At 73.3% G+C, this 20,758-nt stretch carries 16 protein-coding genes; 4 read left to right on the top strand and 12 right to left on the bottom strand.

Annotated features, from left to right (window positions below):
- Positions 1–144: 144 nt before the first annotated feature.
- The 3 genes from CNO22_RS01965 to CNO22_RS01955 are packed head-to-tail and all read right to left on the bottom strand — an operon-like array spanning position 145 to position 2,993.
- Entirely contained in the window at positions 145–915 is a 771-nt protein-coding gene (locus tag CNO22_RS01965; protein WP_100497678.1) for an SDR family NAD(P)-dependent oxidoreductase, read from the bottom strand.
- A gap of 22 nt (positions 916–937) precedes the next feature.
- Positions 938–2,059 (bottom strand): mannose-1-phosphate guanylyltransferase, encoded by a 1,122-nt coding sequence (locus CNO22_RS01960; protein WP_100497677.1) that lies wholly within the window; start codon positions 2,057–2,059, stop codon positions 938–940.
- Between the two features lies 1 nt (position 2,060).
- Positions 2,061–2,993, bottom strand: coding sequence for a glycosyltransferase family 2 protein (locus CNO22_RS01955; protein WP_100497676.1), 933 nt, complete (start codon positions 2,991–2,993; stop codon positions 2,061–2,063).
- 169 nt (positions 2,994–3,162) lie between these two features.
- Here CNO22_RS01955 and glf point away from each other — a divergent pair, with 169 nt between their 5' ends.
- Together glf and CNO22_RS01945 are read left to right on the top strand one after the other, a co-directional pair.
- Positions 3,163–4,350, top strand: a complete 1,188-nt coding sequence (gene glf / locus CNO22_RS01950; RefSeq protein WP_100497675.1) for a UDP-galactopyranose mutase — start codon at positions 3,163–3,165, stop codon at positions 4,348–4,350.
- A gap of 46 nt (positions 4,351–4,396) precedes the next feature.
- Positions 4,397–6,319, top strand: coding sequence for a glycosyltransferase (locus tag CNO22_RS01945; protein ID WP_232806726.1), 1,923 nt, complete (start codon positions 4,397–4,399; stop codon positions 6,317–6,319).
- A 107-nt stretch (positions 6,320–6,426) separates the two neighbouring features.
- On the opposite strand, the gene glfT1 is transcribed toward CNO22_RS01945, so the two are convergent.
- From glfT1 to CNO22_RS01925, 4 genes are read right to left on the bottom strand one after another with little or no spacing between them, the layout of a single operon-like run.
- Entirely contained in the window at positions 6,427–7,353 is a 927-nt protein-coding gene (gene glfT1 / locus CNO22_RS01940) for a galactofuranosyltransferase GlfT1 (protein WP_100497674.1), read from the bottom strand.
- Positions 7,354–8,115, bottom strand: a complete 762-nt coding sequence (gene wzt, locus CNO22_RS01935; RefSeq protein WP_100497673.1) for a galactan export ABC transporter ATP-binding subunit Wzt/RfbE — start codon at positions 8,113–8,115, stop codon at positions 7,354–7,356. It lies immediately after the preceding gene.
- Between the two features lie 13 nt (positions 8,116–8,128).
- Positions 8,129–8,992, bottom strand: a complete 864-nt coding sequence (gene wzm, locus CNO22_RS01930; RefSeq protein WP_100497672.1) for a galactan export ABC transporter permease subunit Wzm/RfbD — start codon at positions 8,990–8,992, stop codon at positions 8,129–8,131.
- Positions 8,993–9,018: 26 nt separating this feature from the next.
- Positions 9,019–10,881 carry a glycosyltransferase gene (locus CNO22_RS01925; protein ID WP_100497671.1) on the bottom strand — a complete coding sequence of 621 codons (1,863 nt, stop codon included), beginning with the start codon at positions 10,879–10,881 and terminating at the stop codon, positions 9,019–9,021.
- Positions 10,882–11,142: 261 nt separating this feature from the next.
- Between CNO22_RS01925 and CNO22_RS01920 the strand changes: the two genes are divergently transcribed.
- Together CNO22_RS01920 and CNO22_RS01915 are read left to right on the top strand one after the other, a co-directional pair.
- Positions 11,143–11,829, top strand: a complete 687-nt coding sequence (locus tag CNO22_RS01920; RefSeq protein WP_232806725.1) for a hypothetical protein — start codon at positions 11,143–11,145, stop codon at positions 11,827–11,829.
- The gene (locus tag CNO22_RS01915; protein WP_100497669.1) at positions 11,826–12,398 is read left to right on the top strand and encodes a hypothetical protein; all 573 of its coding nucleotides are present in this window, start codon (positions 11,826–11,828) and stop codon (positions 12,396–12,398) included. The genes CNO22_RS01920 and CNO22_RS01915 overlap by 4 nt, the downstream gene beginning before the upstream one ends.
- Before the next feature lie 73 nt (positions 12,399–12,471).
- On the opposite strand, the gene CNO22_RS01910 is transcribed toward CNO22_RS01915, so the two are convergent.
- From CNO22_RS01910 to rfbB, 5 genes are all read right to left on the bottom strand, one after another.
- Positions 12,472–15,063, bottom strand: a complete 2,592-nt coding sequence (locus CNO22_RS01910; RefSeq protein ID WP_100497668.1) for a hypothetical protein — start codon at positions 15,061–15,063, stop codon at positions 12,472–12,474.
- Positions 15,060–15,656 carry a hypothetical protein gene (locus CNO22_RS01905; RefSeq protein WP_100497667.1) on the bottom strand — a complete coding sequence of 199 codons (597 nt, stop codon included), beginning with the start codon at positions 15,654–15,656 and terminating at the stop codon, positions 15,060–15,062. Before CNO22_RS01905 ends, CNO22_RS01910 begins: the two co-directional genes overlap by 4 nt.
- A 169-nt stretch (positions 15,657–15,825) precedes the next feature.
- Entirely contained in the window at positions 15,826–18,609 is a 2,784-nt protein-coding gene (locus CNO22_RS01900) for an N-acetylmuramoyl-L-alanine amidase (RefSeq protein WP_100497666.1), read from the bottom strand.
- A gap of 169 nt (positions 18,610–18,778) precedes the next feature.
- Positions 18,779–19,675 carry a dTDP-4-dehydrorhamnose reductase gene (gene rfbD / locus CNO22_RS01895; protein WP_100497665.1) on the bottom strand — a complete coding sequence of 299 codons (897 nt, stop codon included), beginning with the start codon at positions 19,673–19,675 and terminating at the stop codon, positions 18,779–18,781.
- Positions 19,672–20,679: a dTDP-glucose 4,6-dehydratase gene (rfbB, locus tag CNO22_RS01890; protein WP_100497664.1), complete on the bottom strand. Its 1,008-nt coding sequence runs from the start codon at positions 20,677–20,679 to the stop codon at positions 19,672–19,674. The genes rfbD and rfbB overlap by 4 nt, the downstream gene beginning before the upstream one ends.
- Positions 20,680–20,758 lie beyond the last annotated feature (79 nt).

Genomic DNA, 20,758 nt, shown 5'->3' with positions numbered 1-20,758 from the left:
GGCTCCGCCGGCCGTCACCCCCGGGCGCCGCCCCTCAGCGGCCCCGCGGAGCGACTGTAGGCGGGCCGGACGGCGCCGGGCCGGGTCCTCCCCCGTGTCCGCACCACCCGCCCCACCAGGCCCGCGCGTGCCCCGGCGGGCAGGTCAGCGCGGCGCCATCCGCAGGGCGCCGTCCATCCGGATGACCTCGCCGTTGAGGTAGCCGTGCGCCACGATGTCGAGCGCCAGCTGCGCGAAGTCCTCGGGGCGGCCGAGGCGCTTGGGGAACGGGATCCCGGCCGCCAGCGCCTGCCGCGCCTCCTCCGGCAGGCTGCCCAGCAGCGGGGTGTCCACCAGCCCGGGGGCGATGGTGCAGACCCGGACGCCGACGCTGGACAGGTCGCGCGCCGCCGGCAGGGTCAGGCCGACGATGCCGCCCTTCGAGGCCGAGTAGGCCACCTGCCCGATCTGCCCGTCGTAGGCGGCGATCGAGGCGGTGTTCACGACCACCCCTCGCTCGCCGTCCTCCTCCGGCTCGGTCGCGGCCATCGCGGCGGCGGCCAGCCGCAGCACGTTGAAGGTGCCGACCAGGTTGACCATGACGGTGCGGACGAACGGGTCGAGGTCGTGCGGCACGTTGCCCTTGCCCACGGTGCGCTGGGCCCAGCCGATGCCGGCGCAGTTGACCGCGATGCGCAGCGGCCGGTCCTTGCCCGTGGCGTCGGCGACCGCGGCCTGCACGGAGTCGGCGTCGGTGACGTCGGTGCGGACAAAGGTGGTGTGCCCGCCCAGCTCGGCGGCGAGCTCCTTCCCCTTCTCCTCCTGCAGGTCGAGGATGGTCACGGCCGCGCCCCGCGCGGCCAGGGCCCGGACGGTGGCCTCCCCGAGGCCGGAGGCCCCACCGGAGACGACCGCGGCGACGTCGAAGCTCTTCACGTCCCGGAGGCTATCGGCGCGCTCAGCTGAAGCGTGACCCGTGTCTCTCCTCGACGGCGGCGAGCAGCTGCTTGACCCGCTCGGCGTCGGACACCGGGCAGACCATCGTCACGTCGGCGGTGTGGACGACGACGCTGCCGCGGACGCCGACGAGGGCCACCAGGTGGTCGGGGTCGTCGCTGAAGACGATGTTGCCGGCGCTGTCGACGGTCACCGCGAGCCCGGAGACGGCGTCCTCCCCCGCCCGCTCGAGCGTCTGCGCCAGCGCGGGCCAGGAGCCGACGTCGAGCCAGTCGACGTCGAGGTCGGCGACCAGCACCCGGCCCGGCTCGGTCGCCGCGGGCTCGAGGACGGCGTAGTCGACGCTGATCCTCGGCAGCGTCGGGAAGACCTCGGCCAGGACGGCGTCGCGCTGCGGCCCGGCCGGGACGGCGACCACGCGGGCCAGGCCCTCGGCGCTGGCGGGCAGGTGCTCGGCGAGCGCCTCGAGGACCGTGGCCGCCCGCCAGACGAACATGCCTGAGTTCCACAGGTACTCCCCCGAGGCCAGGTAGGCCTCGGCGGTGGCGCGGTCGGGCTTCTCGCGGAACGACGCCGCCTCCGCGACGCCGGGCACCCCGGTCGGCGCGCCGCGCTGCACGTACCCGAAGCCGGTGGCCGGCGCGGTGGGCCGGATGCCCAGGGTCACCAGGGAGCGGGGCCGTGCGGCGAGGGCGTCGTAGGCGGTGGTCAGCGCCGCGGCGAAGCGCTCGACCGGGCGGATGACGTGGTCGGCGCTGACGACCGCCAGCTCGGCGTCGGGGTCGACGTCGGCGACGAGGGCCGCGGTCAGGCCGACGGCGTTGGCGGTGTCGCGGGCCACCGGCTCGAGCACCAGCCGGTCGGGGCGCAGCCGCGGCAGCGCGGCCTGCACCTGCGCGCCGTACCGGGCGGCGGTGCAGACCCAGATCCGGTCGGCCGGCAGCACCGTCTCCAGCCGGGCGAAGGCCTCGGCGAGCAGGCTGTGCGGCGGGCCGTCCCCGCTCGCGACGACACCGCCCACGCCGCCGCTGAGGATGTCGAGCAGCTGCTTGGGCCGCCCGCTGCGCGACAGCGGCCACAGCCGCGTCCCCGAGCCGCCGGCCATGACGACCGCGTGCCGCACGTCAGCTCCTCCTGCGCCGCCGCGCGGTGCGGCCGACACCCTCGGCACGGCGCTGGAAGCGGGCGCCGGCGGCCACCCGGCCGCTCACGTAGGACACGAGCATCCGGCCGCCCAGCCCGGCGCGCAGGGCCAGCCGCAGCGGGGCGTGCCGGCGCAGCGGGTACTGCCCGGAGAGGTAGCGCAGCGCGCTGGTGTGGTGCACCCGCTGCATGCGGTGCGGCTGGCGGCGGGTGGCGTGCCCGCCCTCGTGCTCCACCACCGCCGACGGGGCGTAGACGTGCAGCCAGCCGCGCCGCGACAGCCGCTCGGCGAGGTCGACGTCCTCGAAGTACATGAAGTAGCCGGGGTCGAAGCCGCCGACCGACCAGAAGGCCGCGACGTCCACCAGCAGGCACGAGCCCGACAGCCACCCGGCCGGACGCTCCCGCGGTGCCTCGCGCTCGCGGCGGTAGCGCGCCGTCCAGGGGTTGCCCGGCCAGGCCCAGCCGAGCAGCGCGTGCCCGGCACCCGTGGACAGCCGCGGCAGGTCGCGGGCCGAGGGGTAGAGCTCGCCCTCCGGCGTGCGGATGGCCGGGCCGACGGTGGCCGCGCGGGGCCAGCGGGCGGCCACGGCCAGCAGCTCGTCGACCGAGCCCGGGTCGAAGCGGACGTCGGGGTTGGCGACGACGGCGTAGCCCTCGGTCAGCCCGGCCATCCCGGCGTTCACCGCGGCGCCGTAGCCGATGTTGCCGCCGGTGCGCAGCAGCCGCACGTGGGGGTGGCGGGCCACGGCGCGCTCCGGCGCGCCGTCGGTCGAGCCGTTGTCGGCCAGGACCACCTCGACCGGTCGCGTCGTGGCCTCGGCCAGCGACTCGACGAACCCCTCCAGGGCCTCGCCCGGGGAGTAGGTCACCGCGACCACGCGGAGGGGGACGTCCGGCGGTGGTGCGCTCACGCCGGGAACCCTACGAGGCCCGCCCGAGCACCGCCGGGCGCACCCGGGGACCGGGGTCGTCGGGCCTCGTGGGGCTCGAGGGAACCGGTGTGACGAGGGGGACGGTCCCGTCACACCACTCCCCGTTTCGGCCCGGCGGGGCCGTTCTGCGCCGGTACAGTCGCCAAGCGTGACTCAAGCCAGTCCTGATCTCGTCGTCGTCGGCTCCGGGTTCTTCGGCCTCACGGTCGCCGAGCGGGTCGCCACCCAGCTGGACAAGCGCGTGCTGGTCATCGACCGCCGCAGCCACATCGGGGGCAACGCCTACTCCGAGCCCGAGCCCGAGACGGGCATCGAGGTGCACGTCTACGGCGCGCACCTGTTCCACACGTCCAACGAGCGGGTCTGGCAGTACGTCAACCAGTTCACCGAGTTCACGAACTACCAGCACCGGGTCTTCAGCATCTACCAGGACAAGACCTACTCGCTGCCGATCAATCTGGCCACCATCTGCCAGTACTTCGGCAAGAGCTTCTCCCCCGAGCAGGCCCGCGCCCTCGTCGCCGAGCAGTCCGGCGAGATCGACACCGCCGAGGCCACCAACCTCGAGGAGAAGGCGATCTCGCTGATCGGCCGCCCGTTGTACGAGGCCTTCATCCGCGGCTACACGAAGAAGCAGTGGCAGACCGACCCCACCGAGCTGCCCGCCGCGGTCATCGCCCGCCTCCCGGTGCGGTACACGTTCGACAACCGGTACTTCAACGACACCTACGAGGGTCTGCCGAAGGACGGCTACACCGCCTGGCTGCAGCGGATGGCCGACCACCCGAACATCGAGGTGCGGCTGGACACCGACTACTTCGACGTCCGCGACCAGCTGCCGACGGACGTGCCGACGGTCTTCACCGGCCCGATCGACAAGTACTTCGACTACGAGGCCGGCGAGCTCGGCTGGCGCACGCTGGACTTCGAGACCGAGGTCCTGCCGATCGGCGACTTCCAGGGCACCTCGGTCATGAACTACGCCGACGAGGACGTGCCCTTCACCCGGATCCACGAGTTCCGGCACTTCCACCCCGAGCGCGACTACCCGACGGACAAGACGGTCGTCGTCCGCGAGTACTCCCGCTCCGCCCAGACCGGCGACGAGCCGTACTACCCGATCAACACCCCCGAGGACCGCGCCAAGCTGGAGCGCTACCGCGAGCTGGCCGCGAAGGAGGCCGCCGAGAAGCGCGTCCTCTTCGGTGGGCGCCTCGGCACCTACAAGTACCTCGACATGCACATGGCGATCGGCTCGGCGCTGACGATGTACGAGAACCGCATCCGCCCGTTCTTCGTCGAGGGCGGCTCCCTCGACGGCCGCCTGGAGGACTGAACCAGCCATGACCATGACAACCAACGAGCCAGTGTCACCGGAGCTGGTGAGCGAGCCCAGTCTCGCGGAGCTGGCGTCAGGCAAGGCAGTCACCCAGCTGCAGCGCGTCATCCTCCCGCGCACCGGTGACCCGCTGAAGGTCCGGTCCCTCTACGTCGACGAGGCCCGGGACAAGCGGGCCAAGGTCGCGGACCGCTCCTCGGCGACGATCACCGCCGGGAGCGAGGTCTCCTTCGGCACCTACTTCAACGCCTTCCCCGCCAGTTACTGGCGGCGCTGGACCGTCCTGGACCGCGTGGTACTCGGCATGCGGGTCTCCGGCGCCGGCCGCATCGACGTCTACCGCTCGAAGGCCGACGGCAGCATCATCCACGTCACCGGGACGACCACGGCCGGCGACGACCGCTCGCTGGAGCTCGAGCTGGACCTCGCGCCCTTCGAGGACGGCGGCTGGTACTGGTTCGACCTCACGGCTGACGAGGACGACCTCGTGCTCCACGACGCCGCCTGGTGTGCCGCCGAGCCCCCGGCCCAGGACGCGCGGCTGTCCATCGGGATCTGCACCTTCAACCGGCCGACCGACTGCGTCGCCGCGCTGGCAGCCCTGACCGACGACCCCGTCGTCGACAAGCTGGTCTCCGCGGTCATCGTGGCCGACCAGGGCACGAAGAAGGTCCGCGACGCCGCAGGGTTCGCCGAGGCCGAGGCCGCCCTCGGCGACCGGCTGTCCCTTGTCGAGCAGGCCAACCTCGGCGGCAGCGGCGGCTTCGCGCGGACGATGCACGAGATGCGCATCCACACCGACGCGACGCACCACCTGCTACTCGACGACGATATCCAACTGGAGCCGGATTGCGTCGCCCGCGCTTTCGCGTTCGCCCGGTTCGCGAAGAAGCCCATGGTGGTCGGCGGGCAGATGCTGACGCTGCAGGACCGCTCGGTGCTGCACGCGATGGGTGAGGTCGTCGACCGCGAGCAGTTCTCTTGGCGCCCCGCCCCACACACCCACTACGGGCACGACTTCGCGCACCGCAATCTGCGCTGGGCGGGGATGATGCACCGCCGGATCGACGTGGACTATGCCGGCTGGTGGATGTGCCTGATCCCGCGCGAGGCGATCGAGGAGATCGGCTACGCGCTCCCGTTGTTCATCAAGTGGGACGACGCGGAGTTTTCTATTCGAGCCGGCAAGGCCGGGTTTCCCACGGTGAGCCTCCCGGGTGTAGCCGTCTGGCACCTTTCCTGGACGGACAAGGACGACACGGCCGGCTGGCAGGGGTACTTCCACGCCCGTAATCGGCTGGTGGCCGCGGCGCTGCACAGCCCGTACAAGCGGGGCAGGAGGCTGGTGCGCCACCTGCTCCGGCAGGACCTGCGAACGCTGGTGATGTTGCAGTACGGCACCTCGGCACTGCACCACCGAGCCTACGAGGACTTCCTCGCTGGCCCGGACGAGCTGTTCCGCTCGCTTCCTACGGCGCTGCCGGAGGCGCGCAAGCGCCAGGGGGACTACCCGGACGGCGTGGTTCTCGCCTCCTCGTCCGACCTGCCCCGCCCCGCCATGGGCGCCATCCAGGCCGAGCGCTTCAGCCGGCCGCCGACGACCCCGCTGGCCATCGGTCGGACCTTCGGCGCGGCGCTGCTGCACAACCTGCTGCCGCTGCGGGCCGGGTCCCACGTGCGGCCGCAGATGAACGTCAGCGCGCAGGACGCGCAGTGGTTCCTGCTGTCACGCCTCGACAGCGCGACCGTCGGCACGGCTGACGGTCGCGGGGTGACGTTCCGCCGTCGCAAGCCGAAGGCGTTCTGGCGGCTGCTGCGGGAATCGATGGTCACCCACGCCCGTCTGTACCGGGAGTTCCCGCGCATGCGGAAGCTGTACCGGACGCACGCCGAGCAGCTGACCGGGCCCGAGGCCTGGGAGCAGGCGTTCCAGGCCGGCTCGAGGGACCCCGCGCCCACGGCCTGACCGCCCTTCGTCCACGAACGGCTCGGCCCCCACCTCGAGAGGTGGGGGCCGAGCCGTTCTCGTGAGGTGTGTTGTGGTCGTTCGCCGTGCATGCGGGCCGGCCGGGCTCAGCTGGGGAGCCGGAACCGTTCCTGCCGGCCGCTCCATATCAGGCCCAGCCACTCGCGATACCCGGGCACGTCGCGCCGGGTGACGAGGAAGAACCAGGAGAAGCGGACCAGCTCCAGCGGGAAGAGCCAGCGCATCCCCGGCTGGCGCATCAGGTACCCGCGGTTGCGGTAGGTGTAGAAGCGCTTCCAGGCGGTCTCGGGGTACTGGGCGGACAGCCGCCCCCCGAGGATCGGCTTGAACTCGTCGCGGCCGTTGGGGTGCAGGTAGGTCGCGTTCAGCGCGGTGCCGAAGGGCAGCCCCGCGCGCACCAGCCGGCGGTGGATCTCGGTCTCGTCGCCGCGGGCGAACAGCCGCAGGTCCGGCACACCGGTCCGGGCCAGGGTGCCGGCGGCGAACAGCGCGCCGTTGAAGAGGGAGGCGTAGCCGGGCAGGAAGTCCTCGCCGCCCAGGCGGTCGCGCTCGCCCTTCCAGCGCAGCCCCGTGCGCACCGGGAAGGCGAAGGCCTCCGGGCGGTCGATGTCGGCGACGGCGGGCGAGACCTCGGCCAGCCCGCGCTCGCGCGCCACCGACAGCAGCGTGGCCAGCACGTGCTCGTCGGCGGGCCGGCCGTCGTCGTCGGCGCACCACACCCAGTCCGCGCCCTCGGCCAGGGCCGTGAGCATGCCCAGGGCGAAGCCACCGGCCCCGCCGAGGTTGGCCTGCGAGAGCAGGTAGGTGTGCGGCAGCCCGCTGGCCCGCACGACCTCCTCGGCCGGCTCCTCGGGCCCGTTGTCGACCACGACGACGGAGTCGACGGGCCGGGTCTGCACCGCCAGCGCCTTGAGCGCCTGGCCGAGGGACTCCGGCCGGTGCCGGGTCACGATGACCGCGATGACGCGCTCGTCGTCCGGGCGGGCGGGGGTCCGGGGCGCCGCCTCGGACACTCAGCCCCCCGAGGCCGCGCGCTCGCGGCCCTTGTACGCGTCGAGGACCTCCTCGAGCGGGCCCTGCTGCTTGATGCTGCCGTGCTCCATCCAGAGCGCCGAGGTGCACAGCTGCTTGAGCAGGTCGTTGGAGTGCGAGGCGAAGACCAGCAGGCCGGCGCGGTCCACGAGGTCCTTCAGCCGCCCCTTGGCCCGCTCGAGGAACGCCGCGTCGACCGCGCCGATGCCCTCGTCCAGCAGCAGGATCTCGGGGTCGATGCTGGTGACGACCCCCAGGGCGAGGCGCACCCGCATACCGGTGGAGTAGGTGCGCAGCGGCATGTGCAGGAAGTTGCCGAGCTCGGTGAACTCGGCGATGTCGTCGACCCGCGCCTCCATCTGCTTGCGGCTCATCCCGAGGAACAGGCCGCGCACGAGGATGTTCTCCAGGCCGGAGATCTCCGGGTCCATGCCTACGCCGAGGTCGAAGACCGGCGCCACGCGCCCGTTGACCAGGGCCTGCCCACTGGTGGGCTCGTAGATGCCCGACAGCAGCCGCAGCAGGGTGGACTTGCCGGCCCCGTTGTGGCCGACCAGCGCCAGCCGGTCGCCCTCGGAGACGTGCAGGTTGATGTTGTGCAGCGCCTCGATGACGACGACCTTGCGCTCGTTGGCCGCGACGTTGCCGCCCACCACGCCCAGCACGGTGTGCTTCAGGGACCGCGACTTGGCGTCGAAGATGGGGAAGTCCACGCTCGCGTCGCGGACGTCGATGCTGACCATGGTGGCGTCCTCCTCAGACCCAGTACGCGACGCGGCCGCGGTAGCGACGCATGACCAGCAACGTCAGGGCCCAGCCGACCACGGCGATCCCGATGACGATGAACCAGGTGCGCCACTGCTGGTCCTGGCCCAGCATCGGCCGGCGGATGAGCTCCACGAAGTGGAACAGCGGGTTGATCTCGACCCACCGTGCCCGCTCGGCGACGGCCGGGTTCTCCAGCAGGACGTCGTACATCCACACGATCGGGGTCAGGAAGAACAGCAGCTGCACGATGCTCTGGGTCACCGGCGGCAGGTCGCGGAACCGGGTGCTCACGATGCCGATCAGCAGGGCCACCCAGATGCCGTTGGCGATCAGCAGGGCCATGGCCGGGAACACCGACAGATCGGTCCACCGCAGCGGCTGCGGGAAGACGATGAGCATGACGGCGTAGACGATGAGGTTGTGGGCGAAGAACAGGGTCTGGCGCCACACCAGCCGGTACACGTGGATGCTGATCGGCGCCGGGAGGTGGGTGATCAGTCCGGAGTTGGAGACGAACACCTCCGAGCCCTCGGCGATGCAGCCGGAGATGAAGCCCCACACGATCATCCCGACGAGGACGTGCGGCAGCAGCTCCGCGAGCTCGATGCCGAACAGCCCCGAGTAGAGGATCCCCAGCGCGATGGCGGTGACCGCCATGCTGATGGTGATCCAGATCGGGCCGAGGACCGAGCGCCGGTAGCGCTGGCGGATGTCCTGCCAGCCCAGCTGCAGCCACAGCTCCCGCTGTTCCCAGCCCCGGCGCAGGTCGGCGAAGGCCGACCGGAAGTCGCGGCCGGGCGGCCTCGGCGCCGCCGGCGTGTTCGCGGCACCGGCCGCGGTGGAACCCGGCACGGTCGTGCTCCTGGTGGGCATCCCGACTACTCAGCCCCGCCGTCGAACAGCCGACGCCAGTTGTCCCGGCTGGTCAGCTCGGGCAGCGCCTGCCGGTAGGCCGCGGCGACGGCCCGGCCCTCCTTGGCCAGGCGCAGGCAGGCGGCCGCTCCCTCGCGGACCAGGCGCACGGCCGTCTGCCGGTCGAACTCGCGGATCCGCACGCCCTCCTGCGAGGCGTCGGTGACCACGACCTTGCGGAACCGGGAGACGTGCCACCACTGCGCGTCCTCGAGCGTGACGTTGGCCGACCCGGCGTTGCGGTCGGTCAGCTGCCAGATCAGCCGCTTGGCCAGCACCGCCTTGAGCATCGACGGGTCCGGGGCGGCCCGCTCGGTGGGCTCGCCGCGCAGCGACACACCCGGGACGTCGGAGGCGCTGTGCTTGACGGTCTCGGGGTAGGCCCGGCGCAGCTCGCGCACCTCCGCCAGGGCCCGCTGGCCGCCGTCCTCCAGCATCCCGGGGCCGCCGAGGAAGTCGAGGATGCCCTTCGTCGCCGTGGCGGCCAGGCCGTACTGCATCGAGGTGACGTACGCCAGCATGCGACTGAACAGCACCCGCGCCAGGCCCCGGCTGTCAAACTCCGAGTGCAGCGCGGCGGTGATCAGGCTGTTGCGGACGCTGAAGTACCGCGCCCAGTCGTCCTGGTCCTTCCACGTGAAGTCGGCGTGCCAGACACCGGCGCCGGGCAGCGTGACCGTGGTGAAGCCGTTCTCGCGGGCCCGGTAGCCGTACTCGATGTCGTCCCACTGGAAGAAGACCGGCAACGGGTAGCCGGTGGCCGAGACGATCTCCGACGGCAGGATGGCGCTCCACCAGGCGTTGTAGACCGCGTCGACCCGGACCTCCTGGTTCTCCTCCGTCATGTCGGCGTTCCACATCGCCCGCGGGACGACCTTGCCCGCCTCCAGGGTGCCCAGGTCGGCGTACTCCGCGCTGGTGTGCAGCCGCTTCGGGTGCAGGGCGTAGAGCATCTGCGCGCCGACGATGATCGGCTGGCGCGCCGAGTTGGCGAAGGCGGTCAGCCGGGTGATCGACTCCGGCTCCAGCACGATGTCGTCGTCCATGAACAGGACGTTGGCGTGGTGCTCGGCCTGGACCTCGGTGATCTCGTACATGCCGCGCGTGAAGCCGCCGGCACCGCCGAGGTTGGCCTGGGTGATGTAGCGGAGCCGGCCGGCGAGGTCGGCCTGGATCTGCTCGAACTCCGGCTGCGCCGAGACGCGCTTGTCGCCCTGGTCGATGACGTACACCATGTCCAGCGCGTCCAGCGCCGGGAGGTCCGCGGCCAGCGCCTGCAGCGTCTTGACGCAGTCCGTGGGGCGGTTGTGGGTGCAGATGACGACGGCGGTCTTCCGCGGGCGGGGCGGGTGCGGGATCGTCCAGCGGGCGCCGGAGACGCTCAGGCTGCCCTCGGCGGCGCGGAAGTCGGCCCAGATCGCACCGCCGTCGACGAACTTGTCGATGGCCACGGCGAGGGAGACCCGCCCCTCGCCGCGCAGTTCCTGCCCACCCACGGTCCGCGGCTCGCCCTGGAAGTCGCTGGCGAAGAGCTCGACGACGCCCTCACCGGAGAACTCGGCCTCGAAGGTCATCTCCGTGACACCGGTCCAGCGCTGCCAGTACGAGGCCGGGACCCGGCCGAAGTAGGTGTTGGTGGTCAGCGCCGAGTGCGGGTCGAGTGTGAAGGAGGTGCGCCCGAGGTGCACGCGGCCCTGCACCCGCTTGGCGTACAGCTCTGCAGGCAGCCCGAGGGCCGGCGGCAGGGTCAGCACCCGCTGGGCCAGGCTGGCGGAATCCGGCGTCGGTCCGACTTCGGCGACGGTGGACTCTGCGGAGGTGGTGGTCATGGAGATCTGCAGTCCTCGGGACGGTGGCAGGGCGGGTCCGGCTCGCGGCTCTCGGCCGGGGCGGACCGTCCAGCGGCCACGGCGGCGACGTGCGTCCCCCAGCCCGCTTGGATAACGGCAGCATAACCGTGTCGCTGCCCCGCGGCCCGGGCGCGCGCGGGGGACCGGTCCCCTCCCGTCACACGGTCCCCACGGGGCGCTCCACGGCGCCTCCGCCCCAGCCGAACCGGTCCGTCCCGGGCGCCTTGCTAGCGTCGCCCGGTGGCACCAGGACAGACCGCAGCGGGGCTCCCCGGCTCCATGCTGTCCGGCCTCGACGTCGTCGCCGGCCTGGTCGGGGCCCACGCCGCTCGCAGGCCCGTCGAGACGGTCGCGGTCGTCGGGAACGCAGCCGTCGAGCCGGATCCCGCGCGCGCGAAGGCGATCGACGCCGCCGACCTGGTCATCCGGGTCAACGGCTTCGCCCTCGACGGTCCGCAGCACCCCCGGGGGCTGGGCACCCGCGCGGACGTCGTCGTCGTGCAGTGGGCCCTGCAGGCCACGCCGTGGGTCTTCGCCGGTTACCGCTCCCGGCTCTACCTCTACAACGAGCCCGGGATGATGTACGCCGACGTGGAGCGGCTGCCGGCCTGGTGGCCCCCGGACCTCGGCCTGGTGCCGATCCCCAACCGCGAGGTCCACCAGCCGCTGTCCCGCGCGCTCGGCTTCGACCCGACCCAGCCACGGTGGGCGACGACGGGCACGGCGGCGGCCTGGCTGGTCCGCCTGCTCCACCCGGACGCGCGGCTGCTGCTCGCCGGGTTCTCCTTCATCTGGACCCCGGTGCAGTCGTCCTGGGACCACGCCTACGGCGGGGCCTCGGTCCTGACCGGGGACCACGAGCTCATCGCGGAGGCCACCATGCTGCGCAGCTGGATCGAGGACGGCAGCGCGGAGTACCTGTCGTGAGCGGCGGCCCGGTGCGTCGGCTCGCGCTGGCGGTGCGGGTCAACCCGGTGTGGGCGCGCGTGCAGCGCAAGCTCGACGCCGTCGTCGCCGTCCGGACCGACCCGGCCCTGCAGGGTGTGCACGAGCGGGTGGCGCACCTGGATGCCGACGTCCGCGCGCAGCTGCGGGCCGAGCTCGACGGTCTGCGCCACCACGTCGACGAGCGCTGCGACGCCCTCGCCGGCGACGTGCGGCGTCTCGAGGACGAGCTGCGCCGCGTGGCCGACGAGCTGGCCCAGCTGCGGGAGCAGCACGGCCGGGTCTCCTTCGACGTCGACCGGCTGGGGCCGCACGTCGCCGCCCTCGAGGTCCGGATCGCCGACCGGGAGCGGTCGGAGGGTCCGGTCGAGGTCGGCTCACCCGAGGACGCCTCCGAGGCGCGCCGCCTGCTCGACGAGGTCGTGCGCGAGCACGAGCGGATCCGGGTGCGGTTCAGTGGCATCGCGCTCTACGAGGAGCGGCTGCGCAAGCTGGAGGCCGCCCGCTGGCCCGCCCCCGCGAACGGCTCCGACGGCGCCGGCACCGCCTGACCGACCGCACACACGACGGCGGCCGCCGGTCCCCTCGGCAGGGGTCCGGCGGCCGCCGTCGTCGTCGTACCGGTCAGTGCCAGCGGGCGCTGGCCACCCGGTTCTCCACCACGATCTCGCCGTTCTCGAACTCGGTGCGGGTCCCCGACGGCGTCTCGACCGTGTCCGCGATCGGGTAGCCGAGCGCCGACCTCGTCTCGCCCACCTCGACGTAGTGCCTGGCGGCCTCGCCCTCGACCACGTGGGCGCCGGTCGTGGGTGACCAGTAGACGGCCCCGCCCTCCAGCGCGGCCTTGGCGCCGCGGTCGCCGGGCGCGGGCCCGTCGTCGGTCGTCGGGTAGCCCAGCTCCGCCGGGCCGCCGGCGGCCACGTAGCGCTCGAGGATCGCGCCGCGCATCACCCGCGCCCCGGTGGCCGGCGACCAGTACACGGTGCCGCCGCGGAAGGTGGTCAGGTACCCGCCGTTCGGCGCGGCCGCGTCGTCCCCGGTCGGGTAGCCCAGGGCGCCGGACTCCGCACCCCACTGCCGCCACTTCGCGAGGATGTTCCCGCGCACGACGCGCGCCCCGGTCGCGGACGACCAGTAGATGGCCCCGTTCTGCAGCTCGACCTTGGCGCCACCGTTCGCCGCCGCGACGTCGTCGGTGCTCGGGTAGCCCAGCGCCGCCGGGCCGCCGGCGGCCACGTAGCGCTGCAGGATGGCGCCGCGCACCACCTTCGCGCCGGTGACCGGAGACCAGTACACGGTGCCGCCGCGGAAGGTGGTCAGGTACCCGCCGTTCGGCGCGGCCGCGTCGTCCCCGGTCGGGTAGCCCAGGGCGCCGGACTCCGCACCCCACTGCCGCCACTTCGCGAGGATGTCGCCGCGCACGACGTGGGCGCCGGTGGCCGACGACCAGTAGATCGCCCCGCCCTGCACCTCCGCCTTGGCGCCGCCGCCCGCCGCCGCGACGTCGTCCGTCGTCGGGAAGCCGAGCACCGGCGCGCCGCCGTGGGCGAGGTAGCGGTCGAGGACGGCCCCGCGCAGCACCCTCGCGCCGGTCGGCTTCGACCAGTAGACGTGCCCACCCTGGAAGGTGGTCCGGGAGCCGGAGGCGTACGCCTGGTCGTCGCCGGTCGGGTAGCCGAGGGCGCCGGACTCCGCACCCCACTGCCGCCACTTCGCGAGGATGTCGCCACGGACGACGCGGGCCCCGGTCGCCGAGCTCCAGTAGACCGCCCCGCCGGTGAGGTCGACGGCCGCGCCGCTGCGCGCCGTGGGGCGCTCGTCGGCCGTCGGGAAGCCGAGCACCCGGGGACCGCCCGCGGCCTCGTACCGCTCGAGCAGCGCGCCGCGGACCATCCGGGCGCCGGTGGCCTGCGACCAGTAGAGGGTCCCGCCCTGGAAGCGGCTGCGGAAGCCGCCGGGGACGGCCTCGTCGCCGCCCACCGGGTAGCCGAGCACGCCGGCCTGGGCGCCCTTGGCGCGCCACGCGTCGAGCAGGTTGCCGCGCACCTCCCGGGCCCCGGTCGCTTCCGACCAGTAGATCGACCCGCTCTGGAAGTCGGTGAAGTACCCGGGGTTCACCGGCGCCGCGGTGTCGTCACCGGTCGGGTAGCCGAGGAAGGGCACCCCGCCGAGGGCGAGGAAGTGCTCGAGGATCGCGCCGCGGACGACTTTCGCACCGGTGTACTGCGACCAGAAGATGGTGCCGTGCTGCCAGCTGCGCCGGCAGCCGTCGCCGGGCAGGTCGCAGACCACCTCGGAGGTGGGCGCGCCCAGGTCCACGCCGGAGGCCTTGAGCGCGGAGTACTTGTCGTCGACCGACGACGGGCCCGACTGGGGGCTGCCGAACCAGTCGGTGTAGTAGAGGAAGAAGTTCCGGTTGCCGTACGTGGAGCAGCGGTCGCCGGCGCGGTAGCCGGCGTCCAGCGCGGCCTGGTTCGGCATGTAGGGCGTGTAGTTGTACAGCCCGGCGGTGGCCTGGTTGCGGATGTAGACCGAGACCTTGCCGCAGTCCCGGCTCTGGTAGTTGAAGTCGTTCGCCGTCGGACCCTCCGGGAAGTACCGGATGTCCACGGTCATCCCCGGGCGGTGCGCGAACCTCGTCGGGTTGCCCGCGTAGTACTGGAACCGGCGGGCGGAGCTGTAGACCTGGTTGGCGAACCCGTTGTAGGCCGGGTTGCAGGTGCCGTTGTCGGGGCAGGCGTAGCCCATCGCCTCGCGGTAGCGCCGGGCGTAGAGGGCGTCGCCACCGCTGGTGGTGACCAGGGACTGCTCCTTCTGCAGGATCACCAGCAGCACCTCCTGGCTGATCCCGCAGGCCTGGCCGACCTTGGCGATGATCTCGGCCGCGGTCTCCTGGGGGCGGCCGGCGTACGGGCCGCAGTACTGGTCCGCCGGCTTGTCGACCGTGTCCTGCCGGTAGTTCTTCAGGCACGGGGTCCCGTCGCTCCCCGTCCGGCAGTTCACGCCCTTCGCGTCGATGAACGCCTGCACCTCGCCGACGTCCATCGCCGACCCGGCGAAGAACAGGTCGTCGCTGATGATGTTGCCCGGGTCGTACAGGCGCGCGTCGGCCGACTCGTGCAGGTCCGCCGGTTGCGGCGAGGACCCGGCGACGAAGGCGAGCGCCAGCCCGAGGGCGATCAGGCAGGGGGCGACCAGGCGGAGGCGGGACCTCACGGGACCACGACCTCACTGACCGCGGACTCCCCGACCGAGGTGTCCGACGTGTAGCTGAGCACGGCCTCCCACGTCCCCGAGGTCAGCGCGTCGCCGCCCACCCGCACCTCGCCGCAGTCGGTCGTGGTCACGTTGGCCGTGCCGAGCGACTCGCCGCGCAGCTCCACGCCGTCGCGGCGCAGCACGAGGGTGCAGGTGGCGTCCTCCTCCACGACGCCGTCGGCGTACCCGCCGGCGACGACGGCCGCGGCGGCGGCGTCGTAGCCGGTGTAGCTCAGCGAGACGGCGACCGCCGCGAGCCCGCCGGCGACCTCGTCCTCCTCGGGCTCCGGCGCGGTGGTGGTCGCGGTCGGCCGCGACGACGGCTCCGCGTCGGCATCCCCCTCGTCGGCGGCGGCGTCCGCGGACGGTGCGCTCGACGACGGCCCGGACGTCGACGGTGCAGCCGCCGACGTGGCGGGCGTGGGGACCTCGGCCGCGGCCGGGGCGGGGTCCTCGGACCGGGTCCAGAGCACGAACGCCCCGGCGGCCAGGAGCAGGGTCACGAGGACCAGCAGGGGACGACGGCGGCTACGGCGGGTCTTGCGGGACATGGGCACTCCCAGGTCGACCCACGGCGGGGTCGGTCATCGGCGTCCGGGCGGGGGACGGCGCTGTCCGCTCGCGCGGTGGTCGCGGCCACAGGTGCGTAGCCGTGTTCGAGAGGCTACTGCCAGTGAAGACCCGCAGCGTGGAGCGACGCGGGGACGGCGCCGTCCGGGGTCACTGCGACACGGCGACGGCCCCGCTCGTGGCGTTCCACGTCATCGAGCCGCGCTCGAAGTCGGTGCGCAGCCCGCCGGCGATGGCATAGCTCGACCGGGTCGGGAAGCCCAGCGCCGAGGAGCTGCCCCCCCGCTGCCAGTAGGTCTTCGCCATCGCGCCGGACACCACCTGGGCGCCGGTCGCCGGCGACCAGTACACGTCCCCGCCGGTGAAGCGGACGACGTAGCCGCGGCCGTCGGCGGTCTTCGCGTCGCTGATGGTCGGGAAGCCCAGCGACCCGGTCGCGCCCCCGGCGGCCAGCCAGGTGGACAGGATCGACCCGCGGACGACCTGCGTCCCGGTCGTGGGCGACCAGTAGACGTCGCCGCTCTGGAACCGGACGTAGGCGCCCTTGCCGGGGACGGGGGTGTCGCTGGTCATCGGGAAGCCCAGCGGCCCGGTTGCCCCACCCGTGGCGAGCCAGGTGGTCAGGATCGAGCCGCGCACGATGCGGGGGCCGGTCGCGGCCGACCAGTAGATGTCCCCGCCCTGGAAGCGGACGAAGTAGCCCCGCCCGTCCTTCGTCGCCGCGTCACTGGTGGTCGGGTAACCCAGGAAACCGGTCGGCCCACCGGCGGACCGGTAGGCGTCGAGGATGTTGCCCCGCACGATGCGGGTCCCGGTCGTCGGCGACCACAGCACCTCGCCGCCCTGGAAGCGGACGAACGCGCCCTTGCCGGCCGGGGTGTCGCTGGTCGTCGGGAAGCCGAGGTAGCCCCCGGAGCCACCGGTGGCCAGCCAGGTGTCCCGGATCGAACCCATGACGATGCGGGCGCCGGTCGTCGGCGACCAGTAGATGTCCCCGCCCTGGAACCGCACGAAGTAACCGCGCCCGTCCGGCGTGGGCGCGTCGCTGGTGGTCGGGAAGCCCAGTCCCCCGGTCGGCCCGCCGGCAGTCCGGTAGGCGTCGAGGATGTTGCCGCGGACGATGTGGGTCCCGGTCGTCGGCGACCACAGCACCTCGCCGCCCTGGAACCGGACGTAGGCGCCCTTGCCGGCGGGCGTGTCGCTCGTCGTCGGGAAGCCGAGGAAGCCCGTCGGCCCGCCGGCGGCCAGCCAGGTGTCCCGGATGGAGCCGAGGACGGTGCGGGCACCGGTGGCCTGCGACCAGTAGATGTCGCCGCCCTGGAAGCGCACGACGTAGCCGCCGCCCCCCGGCGTGAGCGCGTCGCTCGTCGTCGGGAACCCCAGGCCCCCGGTCGCGCCGCCGGCGGCGAGCCAGGCGGCGAGGATGTTGCCACGGACCAGCTGCGAGCCGGTCTCGGGCGACCAGTAGACGTCGCCGTGCTGGAAGCGGACGAAGGCACCGCGGCCGCCGGGCGTGGGCGCGTCGTCGGTGATCGGCGGCCCGAGCACCGCCGGCCCACCCGCCGCGAGGTAGCGGTCGAGGATGCCGCCGAGCACCAGCCGGACCCCACCGGTCGGCGAGGAGTACAGCCGCGCGCCGTTGGTATAGACCTGCCAGGTGACGCCGGCTTCGGACTGCTCGTCGCCCACCGGTGCACCGAGCCAGGCGCGCAGGCCGGCGTCGGAGTCGTAGCGGGTGGCGATCGGGGACTTGGTGTCCGCCATCCGGGCGGCGACCTTGTCGCGGATCTCGCCCATCCGCGCGTAGCCGTACTTTCCGGGACACGCCGTGTACTTGGTGTCGCGGTGCGCGAAGACCGTGGGCAGCGTCGCCCGGGCACCCGCCGCGAACTTGTCCGTGCCGCCCGAGGTGAGCGTCGTCGTCCCGCGCGGGTCGACGCCGTACAGCGAGAACTTCCACGCGATGATCGCCGCGACCGAGTCGACCATGGCCTGCGGGGTGTCGACCACGTCGTAGTTGCCCATCATCGACACCCCGAAGGTGCTGGTGTTGAACCCGCCGGCGTGGGCCCCGACCACCGTGCTGGACAGCCCGCCGGCACGGCCCTCCCAGAGCCGGCCGAACTTGTCGACGAGGACGTTGTAGCCGATGTCGCCCCAGCCCAGGCTCTTGGCGTGGTACGCGTACGTCGAGCGCAGGATCGCCGGCACCTGGTCGGCGGTGTAGTCGTTCGACCCGGCGGTGTGGTGCAGCGTCGCGGCCTTGATGGTGCTGGCGTACTGCGGGGTCCAGCTCATCATCTTCTCGTCGGCGCCCCACTGGGCCCGCGAGAACACCGGCGGCATCGCCACGGCCGCGTCGGCGGTCTCGGTGATGTCCGGGGTGCCGAGGGAGCCGTCGGCCGCGCTGTCCCCCGGGTCGACCAGGTCCAGCTGGACGTCGGTGGGCTGGGCGCCCGCGCGGGTCACCAGCTCGGCCTCGACCGCGGTGGCCGGGCCGGTCCACAGCGGCGCCGTGCCGCCCCGGACGGGGCTGCCGGTCTCGGCGTCGGCGGCCTGCTCGACGCCTTCCGCCTCGACCTCGGTCCACGTCCCCCAGTTCCCGGCGAGGTCGCGCACCCGCACCTGCACGATCGTGTCGGTGACCGCCGGGTCCAGCGCCCAGGTGACGCCGACCAGCGAGAACTCCGCCACCTCGGTGGCGCGCACCGACAGCGTGGGGACGGTGTCGGGCACGCCGGCGACCGGGGCGGTGGTGCCCTCCTGCACCTGCGCCTCGGGCGCGGGGGCGGTGAACGACCCCATCGCGACCGCTGCCACCGACGTCTCGACGGGCACGGCCTCGGGGGCCGGCTCGGAGTAGACGGGCAGCACCAGGACGACGCCGGTGAGGGCGACGAAGGCGGTGGTTCCGGCGAGCAGTCGACGACGCACGGGCGTTGGTCCTCCGGTGGAGCGTGGCGGCTGCGCCCGGCACGCGGGCGCATCTGTCCACGGAGAGCATCGGCTCGAATCCGCACGGTCTTGAGCCGACGCGGCCGACGATCCAGGAGAACCGGTCCGTCCCGACCCGCTGACCACTGCGGTCCCACGGGATCCGCGGTCAGCGGGGCGGCCACTCCCGCAGCGCGAGGTGCAGCGCCGTCCGCCACGGCCGGGGCGCCGGCAGCCCGGCCGCCAGCCACGCGCTGCCGTCGAGCACCGACCACGCCGGGCGGGGCGCCGGGCGCGGGAACGCCGCGGTCGTCGTCGGGGTCACCAGGGCCGCGTCGGCGCCGACCTCCTCGTAGACGGCGCGGGCCAGGCCGTACCAGCTGACCGCCCCGGCGTCGGTGCGGTGCAGCACCGGCGGCACCGGCCCGGGCCGGGCCCCGAGCGCGACCAGGCCAGACGCCAGGTCGGCCGCCCACGTCGGCGAGCCGACCTGGTCGTCGACCACCGAGACCGGGGCGCCGTCGAGGGCGCGGCCGGCCATGGTGCGCACGAAGTTGCCGCCGTGCGCGCCGTACACCCACGCGGTGCGGACGACGGTGGCGTCGCCCCCCGCGGCCGCGACCGCCCGCTCCCCCGCCGCCTTGGTGCGGCCGTAGGCCGAGCGCGGCGCGACCGGGGCGTCGACCGGATAGGGCGCGGTGGCCGCCCCGTCGAAGACGTAGTCGGTGGAGACATGCACCAGCCGCCCGCGTCCGGCCAGCTCCTCGGCCAGCCACCCGGGGGCGCGGCCGTTGACCAGCAGCGCGGTCTCCTCGTCGGTCTCCGCGGCGTCGACGGCGGTGTAGGCGGCGGCGTTGAGGACGACGGGACGGGCCCCGCGGACGCCGTCCAGCCAGTGCCGGACGACGTCGCGGACCTGCCGCTCGTCGGTCAGGTCGAGCTCGGCGCGCCCGAGCGCGGTCACGGTGTCCCCGGGCCGGCCGGCCAGGACGGCGAGCAGGTCGCCGCCGAGCTGCCCGCGGGCGCCGGTGACCAGCCAGGCGGTCGGCGGGACGGCCCCGCTCATGCCCGGGCGGTGGCCGCGGTGTCCACGAGTCGGACCTTGAGCGGCTCCCACCAGGCCCGGTTGTCCCGGTACCACTGCACGGTCAGTGCGAGCCCGTCCTCGAAGGTCGTCCGCGGCGCGTAGCCGAGCGCGGCGGTCTTCGAGTAGTCCACCGAGTAGCGCAGGTCGTGCCCCCCGCCGCGGGGGTCGACGATGTGCTCGACGTAGCTCCAGTCGCGGCCGGTGGCCTCGAGCAGCTTCTCGGTCAGCTCCCGGTTGGACAGCTCGCGGCCGCCGCCGATGTTGTAGAACTCGCCGGCCTGCCCCTTCTCCAGCACCAGCTGGATGCCACGGCAGTGGTCGTCGACGAACAGCCAGTCGCGCACGTTGGCGCCCTCGCCGTACAGCGGCACCCGGTGCCCGTCGAGCAGGTTGGTGACGAACAGCGGGATGACCTTCTCGGGAAAGTGGTAGGGCCCGTAGTTGTTGCTGCAGCGGGTGACCGAGATGTCCAGGCCGTAGGTCCTTGCGTAGGCCCGGGCGATCAGGTCGCCGCCGGCCTTGGCCGCCGAGTACGGCGAGTTGGGCTCCAGGAGGTGGTCCTCGGTCCACGACCCCTCGTTGATCGAGCCGTACACCTCGTCGGTGGAGACGTGCACGACCCGGCGGACGCCGTGCCGCAGGGCGGCCTCGAACACCTGCTGGGCGCCGAGCACGTTGGTGAGCACGAACTCCGACGCCCCGGTGATCGAGCGGTCGACGTGCGACTCGGCGGCGAAGTTGACGACGACGTCGTGGCCGGGCAGCGCGGCGTCGAGGTCGGCGGCGTCGCAGATGTCCCCCCGCACGAAGCGGTAGCGCGGCGAGTCCGCCACCGCCGCCAGGTTGGCCGGGTTGCCGGCGTAGGTGAGCTTGTCGAAGACGGTGACCTCGCCGTCCTCGAAGCCGGGGTAGCCGCCGGTCAGCATGGTCCGGACGTAGTGCGAGCCGATGAAGCCCGCTCCCCCGGTGACGAGCACGCGCATGCGTCGATCCTCCCGCGCCGCGGTGCGGGCTTCACCCTCCGGCGGGATGAGGCGTGTCGTGGCGCGCTGTTAGCGTCGC

Source organism: Geodermatophilus chilensis, assembly GCF_002802985.1.
GTDB lineage: Bacteria > Actinomycetota > Actinomycetes > Mycobacteriales > Geodermatophilaceae > Geodermatophilus > Geodermatophilus chilensis.
This window is presented reverse-complemented; position numbering and strand designations above follow the sequence as displayed.

Excerpts from the sequence above, each read along its gene's own strand:
- rfbB (WP_100497664.1), bottom strand. The coding sequence starts at position 20,679 with ATGCGCGTGCTCGTCACCGGGGGAGCGGGCTTCATCGGCTCGCACTAC.
- CNO22_RS01925 (WP_100497671.1), bottom strand. The coding sequence starts at position 10,881 with ATGACCACCACCTCCGCAGAGTCCACCGTCGCCGAAGTCGGACCGACG.
- rfbD (WP_100497665.1), bottom strand. The coding sequence starts at position 19,675 with ATGAGCGGGGCCGTCCCGCCGACCGCCTGGCTGGTCACCGGCGCCCGC.
- CNO22_RS01905 (WP_100497667.1), bottom strand. The coding sequence starts at position 15,656 with ATGTCCCGCAAGACCCGCCGTAGCCGCCGTCGTCCCCTGCTGGTCCTC.
- wzt (WP_100497673.1), bottom strand. The coding sequence starts at position 8,115 with ATGGTCAGCATCGACGTCCGCGACGCGAGCGTGGACTTCCCCATCTTC.